Origin of the sequence: Paenibacillus oralis (assembly GCF_003863965.1) — a bacterium.
In the GTDB taxonomy this organism is placed as follows: Bacteria; Bacillota; Bacilli; order Paenibacillales; family Paenibacillaceae; genus Fontibacillus; species Fontibacillus oralis.
The window spans coordinates 4,217,930-4,235,510 of the sequence record NZ_RRCN01000001.1; the positions used below are offsets into that span (position 1 = coordinate 4,217,930).

General features: G+C 57.7%; 14 protein-coding genes. 12 read left to right on the forward strand and 2 right to left on the reverse strand.

Going from position 1 to position 17,581, the window contains the following annotated elements:
* The first annotated feature begins 219 nt into the window (after positions 1-219).
* From EHV15_RS18895 to EHV15_RS18905, 3 genes are read left to right on the forward strand one after another with little or no spacing between them, the layout of a single operon-like run.
* Positions 220-801 (forward strand): TetR/AcrR family transcriptional regulator, encoded by a 582-nt coding sequence (locus EHV15_RS18895; protein WP_128632565.1) that lies wholly within the window; start codon positions 220-222, stop codon positions 799-801.
* A 30-nt stretch (positions 802-831) separates the two neighbouring features.
* The gene (locus tag EHV15_RS18900; RefSeq protein WP_128632566.1) at positions 832-1,800 is read left to right on the forward strand and encodes an FAD:protein FMN transferase; all 969 of its coding nucleotides are present in this window, start codon (positions 832-834) and stop codon (positions 1,798-1,800) included.
* Between the two features lie 42 nt (positions 1,801-1,842).
* Positions 1,843-2,277 (forward strand): FMN-binding protein, encoded by a 435-nt coding sequence (locus tag EHV15_RS18905; RefSeq protein WP_128632567.1) that lies wholly within the window; start codon positions 1,843-1,845, stop codon positions 2,275-2,277.
* A 68-nt stretch (positions 2,278-2,345) separates the two neighbouring features.
* Here the strand turns inward: EHV15_RS18905 and shc are convergent, their stop codons facing one another.
* Positions 2,346-4,259, reverse strand: a complete 1,914-nt coding sequence (gene shc, locus EHV15_RS18910) for a squalene--hopene cyclase (protein ID WP_128632568.1) — start codon at positions 4,257-4,259, stop codon at positions 2,346-2,348.
* A 566-nt stretch (positions 4,260-4,825) separates the two neighbouring features.
* Here shc and EHV15_RS18915 point away from each other — a divergent pair.
* A complete protein-coding gene (locus tag EHV15_RS18915) occupies positions 4,826-6,016 on the forward strand; it encodes an alanyl-tRNA editing protein (protein WP_128632569.1) in 1,191 nt (396 codons plus the stop codon).
* A gap of 572 nt (positions 6,017-6,588) precedes the next feature.
* Here EHV15_RS18915 and EHV15_RS18920 read toward each other — a convergent pair.
* Positions 6,589-7,812, reverse strand: a complete 1,224-nt coding sequence (locus EHV15_RS18920) for an MFS transporter (RefSeq protein WP_128632570.1) — start codon at positions 7,810-7,812, stop codon at positions 6,589-6,591.
* 293 nt (positions 7,813-8,105) lie between these two features.
* On the opposite strand from EHV15_RS18920, the gene hemE reads away from it, so the two are divergent.
* From hemE to EHV15_RS18960, 8 genes are all read left to right on the forward strand, one after another.
* Positions 8,106-9,167 (forward strand): uroporphyrinogen decarboxylase, encoded by a 1,062-nt coding sequence (gene hemE, locus EHV15_RS18925; protein ID WP_128632571.1) that lies wholly within the window; start codon positions 8,106-8,108, stop codon positions 9,165-9,167.
* A 62-nt stretch (positions 9,168-9,229) separates the two neighbouring features.
* The gene (hemH, locus tag EHV15_RS18930; RefSeq protein ID WP_128632572.1) at positions 9,230-10,171 is read left to right on the forward strand and encodes a ferrochelatase; all 942 of its coding nucleotides are present in this window, start codon (positions 9,230-9,232) and stop codon (positions 10,169-10,171) included.
* A gap of 5 nt (positions 10,172-10,176) precedes the next feature.
* Positions 10,177-11,601 carry a protoporphyrinogen oxidase gene (gene hemG, locus EHV15_RS18935; protein ID WP_128632573.1) on the forward strand — a complete coding sequence of 475 codons (1,425 nt, stop codon included), beginning with the start codon at positions 10,177-10,179 and terminating at the stop codon, positions 11,599-11,601.
* A 127-nt stretch (positions 11,602-11,728) separates the two neighbouring features.
* Positions 11,729-13,048 carry a CapA family protein gene (locus tag EHV15_RS18940; RefSeq protein WP_128632574.1) on the forward strand — a complete coding sequence of 440 codons (1,320 nt, stop codon included), beginning with the start codon at positions 11,729-11,731 and terminating at the stop codon, positions 13,046-13,048.
* Positions 13,049-13,107: 59 nt separating this feature from the next.
* Entirely contained in the window at positions 13,108-13,869 is a 762-nt protein-coding gene (locus EHV15_RS18945) for a glycerophosphodiester phosphodiesterase (protein WP_128632575.1), read from the forward strand.
* Positions 13,850-14,491: a fumarylacetoacetate hydrolase family protein gene (locus EHV15_RS18950; protein WP_128635424.1), complete on the forward strand. Its 642-nt coding sequence runs from the start codon at positions 13,850-13,852 to the stop codon at positions 14,489-14,491. Before EHV15_RS18945 ends, EHV15_RS18950 begins: the two co-directional genes overlap by 20 nt.
* A gap of 2 nt (positions 14,492-14,493) precedes the next feature.
* Positions 14,494-15,324, forward strand: coding sequence for a DUF92 domain-containing protein (locus EHV15_RS18955; protein ID WP_128635425.1), 831 nt, complete (start codon positions 14,494-14,496; stop codon positions 15,322-15,324).
* A gap of 65 nt (positions 15,325-15,389) precedes the next feature.
* Positions 15,390-17,408, forward strand: a complete 2,019-nt coding sequence (locus EHV15_RS18960) for an ABC-F family ATP-binding cassette domain-containing protein (protein WP_128632576.1) — start codon at positions 15,390-15,392, stop codon at positions 17,406-17,408.
* The last annotated feature ends 173 nt before the right edge of the window (positions 17,409-17,581 follow it).

A 17,581-nucleotide genomic window follows, 5' to 3' on the forward strand; every position in this document is an offset into this window, starting at 1 on the left:
CATCATCGTAAGCAAAGGAAACAACCTGAAATCCCATCGCTGCCAAAAACGTTTCCCGATTGAGTTCGTTGCACCGGAAACTATTGACAAAAAGAGGGGGCTCGAATATATTATGAATGAACGAAAAAATATTCATTCATCGGCAAGCTCCGCCGGGAAAAGTGAAAAATATCACAAAAATGAACATTCCTGGCCAATCCAACATCGGAGGTCAAGACAGTGGAGGACAAGAAAATCCGAATTTACGAATGCGGGAAGGAGTTGTTCGGCGCCAAAGGATTCAAGGACACGAATGTGGCCGATATCACCCGAAAAGCCGGGGTAAGCGTAGGAACGTTTTATAACTGTTATTCTTCAAAAGAGAAGCTGTTCATGGAGATTTTTTTGGAGGAAAACGCACGGCTCAAGAAAAACCTGATGGAATCGGCAGACCTGAACGAAGAACCTTTACGGGTGATTCAAGGTATCCTGGTACGGAATCAGGAAGGCATGAAGTCGCACCCGATCCTGAAGGAATGGTACAACCGCGACGTGTTCGGCAAGATCGAAAAGCTGTATCGGGAAGAAAACGGCCGGAGTGCCGTCGATTGCTTTTATGGTGATTCGCTCGAACTGGTGAAACGGTGGCAGGCGGAAGGGAAGATGCGAGGGGATATCGACAGCGAGATGATTATGGCGATGTTTGCGGCCATCATCAGCATCGATACGCACAAGGAAGAAATCGGGCTGGCCAATTTTCCACAGTTGCTGGATTATATGACGGAGTTTATCATGGACGGCCTGACTCGTCGTTCTCAATAACGTGATTGTGGGGGAGGAGGCCATCCGAGCATGGGCCTGTCAAAATCAACAGAGTCGGTCGAATCCGCAGGTTTGGGGATGGGAACCGGCTTGTGCCACAAAGCCTACGGCAAAAACGCGGAAAAGGCGCTTCAGGCGGTCGGGGCGGAGGTCAAACGTTTGGAGCGCCTGCTGAGCCGCTTTGCTCCCGAGAGCGATATCGCAAAGATCAACAGGTTGGCGGGCAGAGGAGAGGTTGAACTTAGCCCGGAGGCCTTTGAAGTCCTGGCGCTGGCCGGTCATTTTTCGGGCCTCTGCCGAGATGCGTTTGATGTTACCGTCGGCCCGCTGGTAGAGCTGTGGGATTATAAGAATGCCGCCGCGGCTCCGGACCGCGAAAGGATCAGGGAGGCGCTTTCCCTGGTGAATCATGCGGATCTGCGCCTGAATCCCGCGTCGCAAACGGCCGGGCTTCGCCGTAAAGGCCAATCCGTAGATCTGGGTGCGATCGGCAAAGGATATGCCAGCGACAAGCTGCTCGGGGTGTTCCGCCGTTTCGGCGTCACCTCTGCGTTCAGCAACCTCGGCGGGAACGTGGCCGTCCTTGGTACCAAACCGGACGGCTCGCCGTGGCGTGTCGGCATCCGCCATCCGAGGCGGGAAAACCGCTTGATCGGCGCGGTGGACGTTATCGATAAAGCGGTCGTCACGTCGGGGGACGATCAGCGTTATTTTATCGATGCCTTGGGAATACGGCGGCATCATCTCCTCGATCCGTCGACCGGATATCCCGCGGATGCCGGCCTGATCAGCGTCACGATCGTCGCGGACAGCACGGCGGCAGCCGACGCGTTGTCGACGGCCGTGTTTGTGGCCGGCATGGAGCGGGGGAGGGCGATCCTCCGCAGCTTCCCCGGAGCCGAGGCCGTCATCGTTGATCACCGCCTGCAGGTCTACGTGACGCGGGGATTAAACGATTGTTTCCTGGCGGCGGAGGGAACCGCCGTGGTCATGGTTTAAAGTGCCAGTTCAACCTCAAAATCCAAGGGAGGAGAAAGCGGTATGAACGGAAAAGCGATCCCAAAGAAACGGAAAGGAAGGATGAAGATGTGGATTATCGCGGTTGTGGTTCTGCTTGCGGCAAGCGCCGGAGGCGGGATACTTTTAACGGCCGGAGAGCGGCGGGAAGGGAAAAACCTCCCGATCCGCGCCGTGGATTTCCATAGCCTGAAGGACGGCACGTATGTCGGAGAATACGAAGGCGGAAAGTACAAATTGAGAGCCAACCGAGTTCAAGTTACCGTGTCTTCGGGCAAAGTGACGGACATCAGGCTGCTGATGCATAAAGAGAATAAAACGCCGGAATTTACCGGCAAACTGTACGGCAGGGTGATCGCATCGCAGTCGTTGCAGGTCGACACGATCAGCGGCGCGACCATCACTTCCAAAGCTTATCTCAAGTCGGTGGAGAACGCGCTCGGCCAAGCGCAAAAGTAGCAAGCTATTGCGGCTTCCGAAACGTCGTTTAATCCATTGCGGACGAAGAGGGGGCGGACCACCCGCCGTTAAGGCGAACCGTCCCCATATTTGTTCGCGTAATGCGCCAGCGCCAGCAGCGGCCAGATGTAGCGGTAGCTGTGATAATGGACGTAAAAATACCCCGGCAGTCCGGCTCCGGTCGGATACGACGCGGGCCAGCCGTCTTCGCGCAGCAGCTCGGTCAAACGGGCGGCTCCACGCTCCATCGCCGGCGTTGGCCGGTCGTGCACCGCGACCAACGCGTCCAGCGCCCAGGCCGTTTGCGAGGGCGTGCTGGCGTGTAGCGGCACATAACGCTCGGATTGATCGCTTCGGCACGATTCCCCCCAGCCGCCGTCCGCGTTTTGAATGCTTAGCAGCCAATCGGCGCCCTTGGCTATCGCCGGGTGACCGGAGGGCATGCCCACCGCTTTCAATCCCGTCAATGCCGCCCAGGTTCCGTAAATGTAACAGATTCCCCAGCGGCCATACCACGAACCGTCCGCCTTTTGATGGCTGATCAGCCAGTCGGCTCCGCGCGCGATCCAGTCGTGCCGAACGCCAAGTTTGGCGAAGTTGCCCAAATACTCCAGCGTCCGGCCGGTCAGGTCCGCTTCCGAAGGATCGGTGGCCGCGGATTTCGCCCCTTCGATTGCGAGCCAGGTGAGCATTTCCTTATCGGTGTTTTTTTCGAAGGCCGGCCAACCGCCGTCGCCGTTTTGCATCGACCATACCCAGTTCAGCCCGCGGTTCCAGGCTTCGAGGAAGGCGGGATCGCTGTCGTAAAGGCCGCCGAGGGCACGCAATGCGGCGGTGGTATCGTCGACGTCGGGAACGAACGTGTTCGTTTCGGAGAATCCCCAGCCGCCGGGTACGGTGCCGGGATTATGGATTTGCCAGTCGCCGTGCTTACGGTGCTGTTTGCCGTGCAAATAAGCGGCGGCCCGGCGAATGGCCGGGTGCGATGGCGGCAGCCCCGCTTCCTGCAGGGCATAGGACAACAACGCGGTATCCCACACCGTGGAAGGGGAGTTTTGGATCGTGGTGTAACTCCCGTCCTCGCCGCCGCGAACCGTAAACTGCAGATTGGACAAGCCCTCCACCGCGCGTTGGATGACCGGATGCTGCGGCTCGTAACCCAATGCCAGCAAAGCGAACACCATCATCACGGTGCAGCTGGCATACGTGTACAACGTGCCGTCGCTTTCGATCCGCTCGAGCAGGTATTGCTCCGCCTTTTTGACGGCTGCCTGCCGGATGCGCTGGGGCGTGCCGACCAGATGGCCAAGCGCCGATTGAATGTGATCCAACGGTTCCCGGGCCTCCCTTGTAAGCGGCGCTTGCTCCGGGCCGCGATCGATGTAAAGCTCGCCAAGATCGGGCGTTTGCGCGGTTTTTACGGAGTAGCTCCGCTCGGCCATGATCAGCAGCGGAACGAGGTGGACGCGGGAATAACCGGAGAAATCGTAAAAGCTCAGCGGAAAAGAGGACGGCAGCAGCAGCATCTCGATCGGAATGAGCGACAGCGACGCCGGCCATTCCCTTTGCCCGGTCGCGGCCAACAGCGCTTTGGTCAGCAGGCTTGTTGCTTTTCCGATGCCGCCGCGCTCAAGAATATAGCGTTTCGCCCGTTGCAGCGATTCGTCTTCGCGCCGGCTGTACCCGGAATACAGCAGCGCGTAATACGCCTCGATCGTGGCGGACAGATGGCCTTCGGCGTCGTCGCGGTACCAGCGCCAGCAGCCTTCGGGCTGCTGCGCGGCGAGGATGCGGTCGTGCAGCGAACGGATCAGCGCTTCGCTGCCCGCGTTCAGCGAGCGAAACAGCACGATCACGCCCGCGTCGAGCGTCGTCCCGTTTTCGAAGCAAAACCGCCAGGTCCCGTCCGGCTCCTGCCGCTGGACCAACTCCTCGGACCATCGGCGAATCTCCTCGCGGATGCCGGTTATGTTTTGACCCATACTTACTCCCTCCTCGTTACGATCATCTCATTTATATGAATGTGGAGGAGGGGGCATGATGAAGCGGGCTATTTTGCCGAACTAAGGCCTGTGGTGTCCGTTAGGATCGGCTTTTCGCCGGATCGTTCTGCTAGTAGAGCGATCCTGAAATAACGTAATCCATCTGAGGGCAAGGCTGAAGATCCTCCATGAAAATAGCGGAACTTTATGGTCTTATTTTCCGGATTTGTGCAGGTTCACCATCAATAGCGGAATTTTTAGGCCTTATTCTGGGGGGATGGTACGAAAAGCGGCCGTTTCCCTGCGATTCGTGAAAATAGCGCCATAAAATTCCGCTATTGCCGCCAGAATGAGGGATATCGCCGAAATAGCGCCATTTTTTTCCCTTATGGCGGCTCGATACTCTTGGCTGTTTTCTTACCCAAGCCTTCGCTTCATCAGAAGAGCGGAGCCGCCGCGCAGGCTCACGTTAATTCGGGAGCCGTATGCTAGTCTTGATCTTTCCTTTACCGCAGGCGGGAAAAATTGTATGGTAATGGTACTTGGAACGGGAAGGAAAATGAAATATGACAAAAAGACTTTATTTCGAATCTGCGTATCTTACCGAGTGGCAGACGCGCGTCACCCGCACGCTGAAGCGCGAGGACGGGGATTACGTCGTCCTGGAGGAAAGCGCCTTTTACCCCCATGGGGGAGGGCAGCCGGACGATGAAGGAACGATCCAGGGCATTCCTGTACTTGACGTGATCAGCGAAAATGACGAGGTGCTGCACAAAGTGGAGCGCTTGCCTGACGAAGCGGCGGTGGACTGCACTGTGAACTGGGAGCGCAGGTTTGACCATATGCAGCAGCACAGCGGCCAGCATCTGCTGTCCGCCGTCTGCCGCGAGCTTTACGGGGCGATGACGGTCAGCTTCCACCTGGGGGCCGACTACTGCACGATCGATGTGGAGCGTCCGGAGCTCGCACCGGAACAACTAGCCGCCATCGAACTGGCCGCGAACCGGCATATTTACCGGAACCACGAGATCATCAGCTATTTCGTGACCGGGGAGGAAGCGGCCAAGCTGCCTTTGGTGAAACGGCCGAAGGTGACGGAGAACATCCGCATCGTCGAGATGAAGGACGTGGAATATAACGGCTGCGGGGGGACGCATGTCTCGTCCACGGGTGAAATCGGGATGATCAAGCTGTTAAAGGCGGAAAAGCAGAAGGGCAACATCCGGATCTACTTCAAATGCGGTCTGCGCGCCCTGGCCGAATTCAACGAAAACCAGCGGATTTTGGGGCTGCTGACGGGTAAACTCAAAACGGGCCGGGAAGGGCTTGCCGAGCGGATCGAAAAGTTTGAGCAGGAGCAAAAGCAACTGCAGCAGGAGTTGGCCAACGTGAAGGCGCTCAATGATGAATACTTGGCGCGGGAGCTGTTATCGCGGCGGGAGGGCGGCATCATCGCTTTTGTTTTTGCGGACAAGTCTTTAAAAGATCTGCAAAACCTGGCGGCGAAGCTGACCGCGGCCGCGGACGCAGATGCAGACGCAGACGCGCTTGTGCTGCTTGCCACCGCGGCGGACAATAAAGCGGTGATGGCCCATAACGGAGGAGCGGCGGTTTCCTGCGGCGCGTTTTTTAAAGAGCATCTGCCGGCTTTTAACGGCAAGGGCGGCGGCAGCGACAAGCAGGCGCAGGCCGGGTTCGATACCTGGGAGGATGCGCAAGCTTTCGTCGAATACGCCAAACGCACATTAGGTTCCTAAGTCCAGCCTCCGTCCATACGGATTTTCCCGAACGAGCCGGAACGATATTTCACTTATTTGACGGATAATATGGGTAAATATCCGCAGTTCCAGACGGCCTTGGAGACGGCCCCGATCGCGACCGCGTGCGGCTAACGGACTCAGATGACCTTTTTTGACGCAAAAAGGGGTGTTTTATTTTCTAACGGACCTGAGAGCTCTTATTTGCCTAAACAAGACCGAAAACCAGCGTTTACATGCCAAATAAGGTCTCTGGTGTCCGTTACATTCCGAAAACCTTTGATTTCACCGAAATAGCGGCGCTGTGGTCCGTTAGGATCGGCGATATTGCTGGCAACTTGGCTCACTTACATTAAAACGGCCGGAGTGTGGTTAGCAACCGCATTGCATGAGCCGCCACTGGCATTTACCCAGCTGTTTATAGGCCGATGTGCTCTGCAGCCGCGACGTATGAGCCGCCGCTCACATCTCGCTACCACTGCAAGGGCCGATGCTTGGCTCTGCAACTCTGCAACCGCAACGTATAGCCAGCCGCACGAGACATCTCGCCAGCCGCGTATGAGCCGCCCCGCCTACCCCCGCCCGTGCCGCAGCATTGCAACTTTCGGCTTTTCGTACAGCTTGATTCGTACCCATACCGTGTTGATCAGAAGCAGGATACCGGAGATGATAAACAGGCCTTCGATGCCGATAAATCCGGAGAGAAAGCCGCCGATCAGCGAGCCCAGCATGTTGCCGAGCGCGAGCGTGCTGCTGTTGAAGCCAAACGCCCGGCTTTCCATCCCGTCGGGGGTGTAGAAGCGGATCAGCGCGTTGACGCTCGGCAGCAGCCCGCCCATAAAGACGCCCATCAGAAACCGGATCATGATGAGTTGCCAGACGGTATGGACAAACGCCTGCGGGATCAGCGTGGCCGCCGCCCCGATCAGGCAGTACGTCAGGATGCGGTGGGCTCCGACCTTGTCGCTGACCCGGCCGAGCACCGGCGAGGTGACCATGTTGGAAATGCCGGTGACCGCGCTGACGAACCCGGCCCAAAACGAAACGTTGGCCGCCGCGCCATGCAGCTTCTCCACATAAAGCGGCAGCAGCGACATCGGGCTGAGCATGGCGAATTGCAGCAGGAAGGTGACGGCGAACAGCGCTGTCAGCTGCGGCGTTTTATTCAGTTCCAAAAAGCCTTGCAGCACCGAGGGCTGTGGGGTATGCGCCGCTTCCTCGCGGTTGAAGTTTTCCCGTACGAATACGAGCGCCAGCAGTGTGCCGATAAACATCAAAGCGCCGGTTATGTAAAAGATCGGGCGGAAGCCGATCCATTCGGCCATCAAGCCGCCGATGAGCGGTCCCAGAATCGTGCCGGCGACGTTGCCGGATTGGATCGTGCCCATGGCAAAGCCCATCCGTTCTTTTGGCGCCGTGCCGGAGATGAGCGAAACCGAGGCGGGATTGAAGCCGGAGATCGTCCCGTTGAGCAGCCGCAGCGCCAGCAAGTGCCACGGCTGGGTCGCGAAGCCCATCAAAGTGATGACGATCGCCATGCCAAACCCCGAGCGAAGCAGCATGATTTTGCGCCCGTACTTATCGGAAAGCTTGCCCCAAATCGGCTGAAAAATAAATGACGTCGCAAAGTTGGCGGCGAAAATCGTCCCCGCCCACAGGCCGATGGCGTGTTCGCCCTGCACATGCAAATCCCTGGCCAGATACAGCGAGAGAAACGGTGTAATCATCGTCATTCCCGCATTGACCAAAAACGCTCCAAACCAAAGCACAATGAGATTGACTTTCCACGTCTTCAAAGTGCTTTCACTTCCTTTCCGCGCATCTGGTTGCAAACAACACCCTTTAGGGGGAGTTCAAAAAGTCCGCTTTTGATCACGTCCTATAAGTATATCACAAGTAGGCTGGCGCAGTTTGCGGGCGACTTCATAGCATTTTCATGCGAATGTCATGCGATCGTCATCCGATTTGCCGTTGTGACAGTTGTTACTTACTTTTAAAAAGGGCATAATGTAAATTAGAATGTTTATAGTGTAAGTTCGCAGACATCTGCATTTAGAATTGCTTTTATAGCGTATTGGAGGCGTGTTGGTTGGTTTATAACGATCGTTTGATCCGGGCCCTGAGAAGGCAGGAGGTAGATCGTCTTCCTGTTTGGTACATGCGCCAGGCGGGCAGATATGATCCCGATTACCGAAAAATCAAAGAAAAATACAGCTTGCTGGAAATTTGCCGGCAGCCGGAGCTCGCGGCGGAAGTTACCCTGATGCCGGTCCGTAAGCTCGGGGTGGACGCGGCCATTTTGTATTCCGACATTATGAATCCGGTTGCTTCGCTAGGCGTCGAATTCGACATCGTCAAAAATATCGGCCCGGTCATCGATCAGCCGCTCCGCACGGCGGCGGATATCGATCGTTTGAAGCCGATTGAGGTGGAGCAGGATCTGTCCCATATTTTGGAGACGATCTCCATCCTCGACCGGGAGCTGGACGTGCCGCTGATTACGTTTGCCGGCGCGCCGTTTACGATCGCCAGCTATTTGATCGAAGGCAGCCCGTCCAAAAGCTATATCCGCACCAAAGAGATGATGTACGGCGAACCGGAGCTTTGGTTCCGGCTCATGGACAAACTTGGCGATATGGTTATCGCCTATTTGCGGGCTCATGTACGAAGCGGCGGCAAAGCGTTCCAACTGTTCGACAGCTGGGTCGGGGCGCTGGCGCCAAAAGATTTTCAGAAGTATGTGCTGCCGACGATCACTCGTATTTTTGCCGAACTTCAGGATTTGGATGTACCGAAAATTTATTTCCCTGGGGTAAGCTCGGGCGAGCTGCTGCCGGCGTTGACCGGCCTCGCGGCGGATTGCATCGGTTTGGACTGGCGCGTGTCGATTTCGGAAGGCCGGCGCCGCACGGGCGGAAAGTTTGCGGTGCAGGGGAATCTGGATCCGTACGTGCTGACCGCGCCGATGAACGTCATCAAGCAGCAGGCCAAGGAAATTATCGATGATGGCGTCAAAGCCCCCGGCTTTGTGTTTAATCTCGGCCACGGCCTGTTCCCGGAAGCTTCGCTCGACAAGCTGCGGGAGCTGACCGAATTTGTGCATGCCTACTCGGCCGAAGCGATCGCGAGCCAGGCGGTGCCGCGGACGTAGGCAGGCGGGGCAATCGCAATTTATTTTATTCGAAATAATAGATCAGAGGTGACCCCATAATCGTGAAAACAAAAATCGGTGTTTTGGTGATGTCTTACGGTACGCCGGAAAGTATGGATCAGGTAGAGGCTTATTATACGCACATTCGGCGCGGGCATCCGCCAACCGCGGAACAGCTCGCCGAACTCGTCGGCCGCTACGAGGCGATCGTCGGCGGCGTTTTTCCGCTGCGCGCCAACACGGACAAACAGGTCGCCGCGCTGCAGGAAACGTTAAACCGCCTGAACGCGAGCGCGGACCGGGAATTCGTTTGCTATCAGGGACTGAAACATGCGCGGCCATTTATCGAGGACGGCGTGGCCGAGATGGCCAAAGACGGGATCAAGGACGCGGTAGGCATCGTGCTGGCCCCCCATTATTCCGTGATGAGCATCGGCGGCTACATCAAACGGGCCGAAGCAAAAGCGCAGGAAACCGGCATCCGCATGAGCTTTGTACATAGCTATCATCTGCATCCGAAACTGATCGAGGCTTTTGCCGGCCGGGTGTCCCGCAAGCTCGACCAGTTCGAGGAAGCCGGAGCCAAGCGGGACGAAGTGAAAGTACTGTTTAGCGCCCACAGCCTGCCGGAGAAAATTTTGGACATGGGCGACCCGTACCGCGACCAACTGCTGGAAACGTCGAAGGCCGTTGCGGACAAAGCCGGGTTATCCAATTGGCAGTTCACCTGGCAAAGCGCGGGGCGGACGGCCGATCCATGGCTTGGTCCGGACATTCTGGACACTTTGAAGGACTTGAGCCAGGAGCAGGTGGAAGACGTGCTTGTGGCTCCCGTCGGATTCGTGTCCGACCATTTGGAAGTGCTGTACGACCTCGACATTGAGGCCAAAACGATCGCCAAAGAGCTGGATATGCGGCTGGAACGGATCGAATCGCTGAACACCGAACCGCTGTATATGGAGGCGCTGAGCGACGTCATTATGAATACATGGGAAAAGAGATGAGAACGATGAGCGAATCTTCCCGCAAGGTTGTCATCATTGGCGGAGGATTAACCGGACTCAGCGCGGCTTTTTACATCCGCAAATTTTATTTGGAAAAAGGCGTGGAACCGCAAATCACACTGCTTGAAAAAGGAAACACGCTGGGCGGCAAAATCGACACGCTGGAGCAAGGCGAGTTCGTGATCGAAAAAGGTCCGGACTCCTTCCTCGCCCGCAAAACGGCGATGATCGATCTGGCGCGGGAGTTGGGGCTGGAGCAGGAACTGGTGCAAATGAACCCGAACGCGAAAAAAACGTACATCGTCAGCGGCGGCCGCCTGCATCCGATGCCGTCCGGCCTGGTGCTCGGCATCCCTACCGAGCTGGAGCCTTTCCTCACAACCGATCTGGTGTCCTGGAACGGAAAAATGCGGGCGATGCTCGACCTGGTCACGCCGCCGCGCATGAGCGAGGAGGACGAATCGCTGGGGGCCTTTATCGAACGGCGGCTCGGCGCCGAGGTGCTGCAAAATATCACTGAGCCGCTGCTGGCCGGCATTTACGCGGGCGACACCTACAAGCTCAGCCTGCAGTCGACCTTCCCGCAGTTTGGCGAGGTGGAGCGGGCCTACGGCAGCTTGATCAAAGGCATGATGAACGGGAAAAAGCCGGTCGAGACCCATACCGGTACGAAGCGCAGCGCCTTCCTGACGTTCCGCAAAGGCTTGAAAACGCTCGTGGAAGGCCTGGTGGCAGGGCTTTCCGACGTGGATCAGCGCCTGGAAAGCGAAGTGGCGGAAATCCGCCGTACAGGGGAAAACCGGTATGAGGTGGTTTTGGCTTCCGGCGAAAAGCTGGCGGCGGACGACGTCATCGTGACCGTGCCGGCGTTTGCCGCGGCCGGCCTGCTTCGGCCGCATGTTGACGTAGCCGCGCTTGATGCGGTCAATTACGTCTCCGTGGCGAACGTTGTGCTCGCTTTTGAAAGGGAAGACGTGACCGGCAGCTTCGACGGCTCGGGATTCCTCGTGCCGCGCAAGGAAGGTCTGAACATCACGGCCTGCACGTGGACCGGGATCAAATGGCTGCATACGAGCCCGGAGGATAAAATGCTGCTCCGCTGCTACGTCGGCCGTTCAGGAGATGAAGACAAAGTGTTCCTGTCCGACGAGGAGATCACCGAACTGGTGCTGGGGGATTTGCACAAGCTGATGGGCGTGACGGCCCGGCCGCTGTTCGCGGAAATTACCCGCCTGCCGAAATCGATGCCGCAGTATCCGGTAGGCCATTTGCAGAACATCGCCGCTTTCCGCAAGCGGCTGGAGACTTCGCTGCCGAACGTTTACGCGACCGGGGCTGCGTTTGAAGGCGTAGGTCTGCCCGATTGTATTAAACAGGCCAAAGAACTGGCCGAGCGGATGGCCGCCAAATTGACAGTCGCACAGACCTAGAGACAATCCCCTTGGAGAGGGACTTTGCGACCCCTTGCCTATAAAATAGGCGAGGGGTTCTATTTATTTTCCGATCCCTGATATAATAAAATTATACGGTCAAATACAGCGTTAAAAGGAGTCCGTAATGTACCCGCCAAGATCGGAAAAACACAAGCAACGGAAACTTGAAAAACAGCGGCGGCAAACCCGCGTGTGGGTGTTGATCAATCTGACCCTTATCTCGTTGATCATCGTGCTGGGAACTTATTTCTATTTGGAAGAACGTACGCGGCAGGACAGCGCCAGGAACGGCGCGGAACAAGCGGGCGACGATCTGAACATAGCTCTGGGAAATCAGGGGAATAACGAAACGCCGGAGGTCTCGTCTGACGATTCCTCTTCCGGAAACGAGAACCCCGGTGAAGGAGACGCTGCTGCGGATGACGGAGCAGTCCTGGACCCGGACGAAGCCAAGCCGGAAGAAACGCCGGATACGGACGGTGCCGAGACGGGGAGCGGGAAGGAACTGCTGATTCATTTTGCGGGCGACACGATTTTTTCAGGCAAGGTGGAGGAAAAACTCGAAAAAACCGGCTATGATTATCCGTATAAGTACGTTCAAGATTTGTTTCAAAACGACGATTTCAGCGTGCTGAACCTGGAAACGCCGGTGACGGCGGGCGGTGAAGCGGCCGAAAACAAAACGTTTGTGTTCAAATCGCCGCCCAAGGCGCTGGGCCCGATGGCCGCTGCCGGCGTCGACGCGGTCAACCTGGCCAACAACCATGTATTGGACCAAGGCGTGTCCGGTCTCAAAGATACGCTAAAGAATTTGCGGAAGAACGGAATTTTGTATATGGGTGCGGGCGAAAACAGCAAGGAAGCGTACGCGCCGGTTTACGTCGAACGCAAAGGCGTGAAAATCGCTTTGTTCGGCTTCAGCCGCGTCATCCCGGAGTATGAGTGGACCGCCTTGAAAAAGCACCCGGGCGTGGCGGCCGTATATGACCCCGAACCGGCGCTTAAAGCAATCCGCGAGGCGCGCAAGCAGGCCGACCTGGTGCTGGTGATGGCTCATTGGGGCAAGGAGCGTGTGACCGAACTTGAAGACCATCAGCAGGAATTGGCCCATGCGTTTATCGACGCCGGAGCCGATCTGGTGATCGGCGGTCATCCGCATGTGATGCAAGGCCTGGAGAAGTATAAAGGGAAGTGGATTGCCTACAGTACGGGCAATTTTATTTTTACGAAATCGCTGGACCAGAAAACTTGGGAAACCGCCGTATTTGCGGCCAAATGCACGCGCGAGGGGGACTGCCGCCTGCAGCTCATCCCGTACCGCACGGAGCTGGGGCAGCCGGTGCCGATGGCGGCGGAGGAAGGGAAAAAACTGCTGCAGGAAGTGGAGAGCTTATCGCCGGGCGTAGCCATCGATGAGAGGGGCGAGGTGTCCGCCTCGGGTTGATTAATGAGCAAATCGGAACATGAGAGCGAACGGTATGGCCGCGGAGGGAGGATATAAGCTTGCGTAATCAATGTGTAGCCCATCGCGGGTTTTCCGGCATCGCGCCGGAGAATACGATGGCCGCGGTCAAACTGGCGATGGAGCAGCAAGGTGTCCACTGGATCGAGGTGGACGTTCAGCTCTCCAAGGACGGCGTTCCGCTGCTGATTCATGATTTTACGCTCAACCGGACGACGAGCGGGCGCGGTCCGGTCAAGGACAAAACATGGGCCGAGCTGCAGGAGCTTGATGCCGGGAGTTGGAAATCGAAAGCTTACGCAGGCGAGCGGTTGCTCAGCCTAAGCGACTTCCTGGATGCGATCGCCGGCCGTCTGCGGGCCAATATCGAAATCAAGACGGAAGGCGATCTTTACACCGGCCTGGAGGAAAAAGTGATTTCCGCCGTCAAGCGGCGGCATTTGGAGCAGGAGGTTGTGCTTACCTCCTTTGAGCCTCGCGTGCTGGCGAAAATCAGAGAGCTCGGCCGCGGCATCCGCACCGGCCTGATCATCGACCATTATCCGAAAGACCTGCTGCTTCGGATGCAGCTTTTGCGCTGCAATTTTCTGTCCATCCATTACCGCGCCTTAACGGCGGAGCTTGCGGACAAAGCGTTTAAGCGGGGGATCGAGGTGATGGCCTGGACGATGGACGAGGTGCGGACGCTGCGGAAGGTGGCGGCGCTTCACCCGGCTATCCTGCTGTGCACGAACCGGCCGGATATTTGGCGGGAGGCTATTTTAAATTGGAGGAAATGCCATGATGAACAAATTGATCGCTAATGTGTATTGCGTCGGCCGGAATTACCGGGCCCACGCCGAGGAACTGGGCAACGACGTCCCGGCCGAGCCGATGATCTTTCTGAAACCGTCCCACGCCGTAACCGTGATGGACGGGAGCGGGATCGCGCTGCCGGCGGATCGGGGCGAAGTGCATTACGAAGCCGAACTCGTGCTGCGGATCGGCCGCCGTTATGAGCCGGGCATGACGGTCGACGAGTTGGTGGATGTGATGGCGTTCGGCATCGATTTTACGCTGCGGGACGTGCAAAGCGAGCTCAAAAAGAAAGGCCATCCCTGGACGGCGGCAAAAGGCTTTCTCCATTCCGCACCAGTGACCCCTTACATCGCTTTCCCCGGGGCGGCCGCAACCGCTCAGGAGGATTTCCTGCTGCGCAAAAACGGGGAAATCGTGCAGCGCGGCAACATCAGCCGGATGATTTTTTCGTTGCAGCAGATCGTGGATCACATCGCCGGACAATATGGGCTTGGTGAAGGGGATCTTATCTTTACGGGAACGCCCGAAGGAGTAGGGCCTGCTTATCGAGGGGACAAGCTGGAGCTTGCGTACGGCTCGCGGACGCTCGGCAGCTGCGTGATTGAGGCCGGCCCGTCCGCAACATGATGATGGATTGGATCGTAGGGGCGCTTTGCGCCCTGCTTGTGTCTGGAGCGGCTTACCTGAAACGTTCGTTATCCCTGTCGGGGATGGTTGCGGCTGCGGTGATGGGGACGGTGTATTATGGCGCGGGCAACTTGTTTTGGTTTGGCCTGCTTTTGCTGTTTTTCATCAGCTCGTCCGTGCTGTCTCGTTATCGCGGCGACCGCAAGGAGGAATTGGAGCGCTCCTATGCCAAAAGCGGGCGCAGGGACGCCGGGCAGGTGCTGGCGAACGGCGGGCTCGGCATGCTGGCGTGCCTGGGCAACTGGATCTGGCCGGATCCGGGATGGGGCTGGTTTTTTGTCGGCACGATGGCCGCGGTCACCGCGGACACCTGGGCGACCGAGCTGGGCGGGCTCAGCCGGACGGAGCCGCGCTCGATTTTGACCGGACGGCGGATTCCTCCGGGAACATCGGGCGGGGTGACCTTGCTTGGCAGCGCTGCGGCGCTGGCCGGGGCCGTCTTCATCGGCGGTGGGGCCTGGCTGCTGCTTATCTGGACAGGGAATGCGGCGGGCAGCGAGCCTACTGGTACTGGCGCATCTGAACTCTTGCGGTGGGTGCTGATCGGCGGTCTGTCCGGCCTGCTCGGCGCGTTCGCCGACTCTTGGCTCGGGGCGACGCTGCAGTGGATGCACCGCTGCACCGTCTGCGGCAAAGAGGTGGAGGTCGCTTCCCACTGCGGCCGGGATACCGTGCCGGTGCGCGGCTTCCGCTGGATGAACAACGACGCGGTGAATTTACTCAGTTCCCTGGCCGCCGGCGGGCTGGCCCTAGGAATCGGGATGATGCTATAAAGTGTAAGTTCAAAAAGCCGGAAGCTGACTTTTTGAACAACCTCTAAATAAAGTAGGGATCAGGCATGAATATACTAACCGTAGAACATATCACGAAAACCTATGGAGAAAAGGTACTGTTTCAGGACGCCTCCTTTGGCATGGAGGAGAACGACAAAATCGGCGTTATCGGCGTCAACGGCACGGGCAAATCGACGTTTTTGCGGGTGATTGCCGGGCTGGAGCCGGCCGATGACGGGCGTATTGCCATAAACCGGGATGTGCGGGTGAACTTCCTTGCCCAAAACCCCGAATACGAGCCGGAAATTTCCGTTCTGCGCGGGGTGTTTCAAGGCGGCGGCCCCGAGCTGCAGGTGGTATCCGCTTATATGGAGGCCGAGGAAGCGCTGGAGCAAAGTCCGGAGGATGCCGCCCGGCAGGCGGAGCTGACGCGGCTGGCCCAGGAGATGGACCGGCTGCAGGCCTGGACGCTGGTCAGCGACGCCAAAAGCGTGTTGTCCAAGCTGGGGATTGGCGATTTTGGCCAGAAGATGGGCACCTTGTCCGGCGGGCAGCGAAAACGGGTGGCGCTTGCTTCCGCCCTGATCGTCCCGTCCGAGCTGCTGATTATGGACGAACCGACGAACCATATCGACAACGATTCCGTGGCCTGGCTGGAAACTTATTTGCAGAAACGGCGCGGGGCGCTGCTGCTGATTACCCATGACCGCTATTTTCTCGACCGGGTCTGCAACGTCATGCTGGAGCTCGATCATGGGCGGCTGTTCCGCTACGAGGCGAATTACAGCCGTTTCCTGGAGCTTAAAAGCGAACGCGAGGAGCGGGAGGCCGCATCCGAGCAGAAGCGGCAAAATTTGATGCGCACCGAGCTGGCCTGGATCCGGCGGGGAGCGAAAGCGCGCTCGACGAAGCAAAAGGCGCGGATTGAACGGTTTGAGCAGCTGCAGGCGGCAAAAACCGAATACAAAAGCGATACGCTTGATATTTCGGTGGCCTCTACGCGGCTCGGGCGCAAAATCGTGGAGATTCAAGGCATCCGCAAATCGGCGGGAGAACGGCTATTGATCGGTGAGCTGACCTATACGGCGGTGCCCGGAGACCGCGTCGGCATCGTAGGCCCAAACGGCAGCGGCAAATCGACGCTGCTGAACATGATCGCCGGGCGGCTTGAGCCGGATCAGGGAGAAATCGTGATCGGCCAAACGGTTAATTTGGGGTATTTCACCCAGGAGCACCAGGAGATGGACGGCAAACAGCGGGTGATCGAATATATCAAAGAAGCCGCGGAGGTTGTCACCACGGCCGACGGGACGCGGATCACCGCCGCGCAAATGCTGGAGCGCTTCCTGTTTTCGCCGGATATGCAGTGGACGCAGGTAGCCAAACTGTCGGGCGGCGAGAAGCGGCGTTTATATTTGCTGCGTGTGCTGATGGGCGCGCCAAACGTGCTGCTGCTGGACGAACCGACGAACGATCTCGACATCCAGACGCTGACCGTGCTGGAGGCCTATTTGGATGAGTTCCCCGGCGCCGTATTCGTCGTCTCCCATGACCGCTATTTCCTTGACCGGACCGTCGATAAAATCATGGCGTTCGAAGGCAGCGGCGTGGTGGCCGTGCATGTCGGGGACTACAGCGACTATGAGGAGCGGCTGCGGGCGGGCGGCGGCGGATTAAGCAAGACCGCAGTTGGCGGCGGAGCGGGCAAGCCGGTGGCCGGCGGGCCGAAAGCTTCGGCCGGGAGCGATTCGTCCGGCCCATCGGGATCGGGAGCCGGTAATTCGGGCTCGTCAGCGGCGGCAGATACCGCCTCGAACAACCGTGGCGCTTCCCGCGGCGACAAGCTGAAATTCAGCTATAACGAACAGCGGGAATTTGAAACGATCGAAGCGACGATCGAAGCGGCAGAACAGCGCCTGGCGGATATTGCCGGGGAAATGGCAGTGGCGTCGAGCGACGCAGGACGGCTGCAGGAGCTAATGAAGCAGCAGGAGGAAGCTGAAGCGGAGCTTGAGCGGCTTATGGAGCGCTGGACGTATTTGAACGAGCTGGCCGAAAAAATCGAGGCCCAGCGGAATTCGTAATGCAGCTGACAAGTTTGCTTAGACGACGCATAACCCTAATGATGGACCCGAATGATGGTCACTCCGCAAATGGTGGCCTCATCCGGGTTTTTATTTTTATTGATCCTCGGCAAAATTGAAGGGCATGTCACAAAACGGTATTTTCGGGTTGTTATATAGGTGTAGACAGCAAA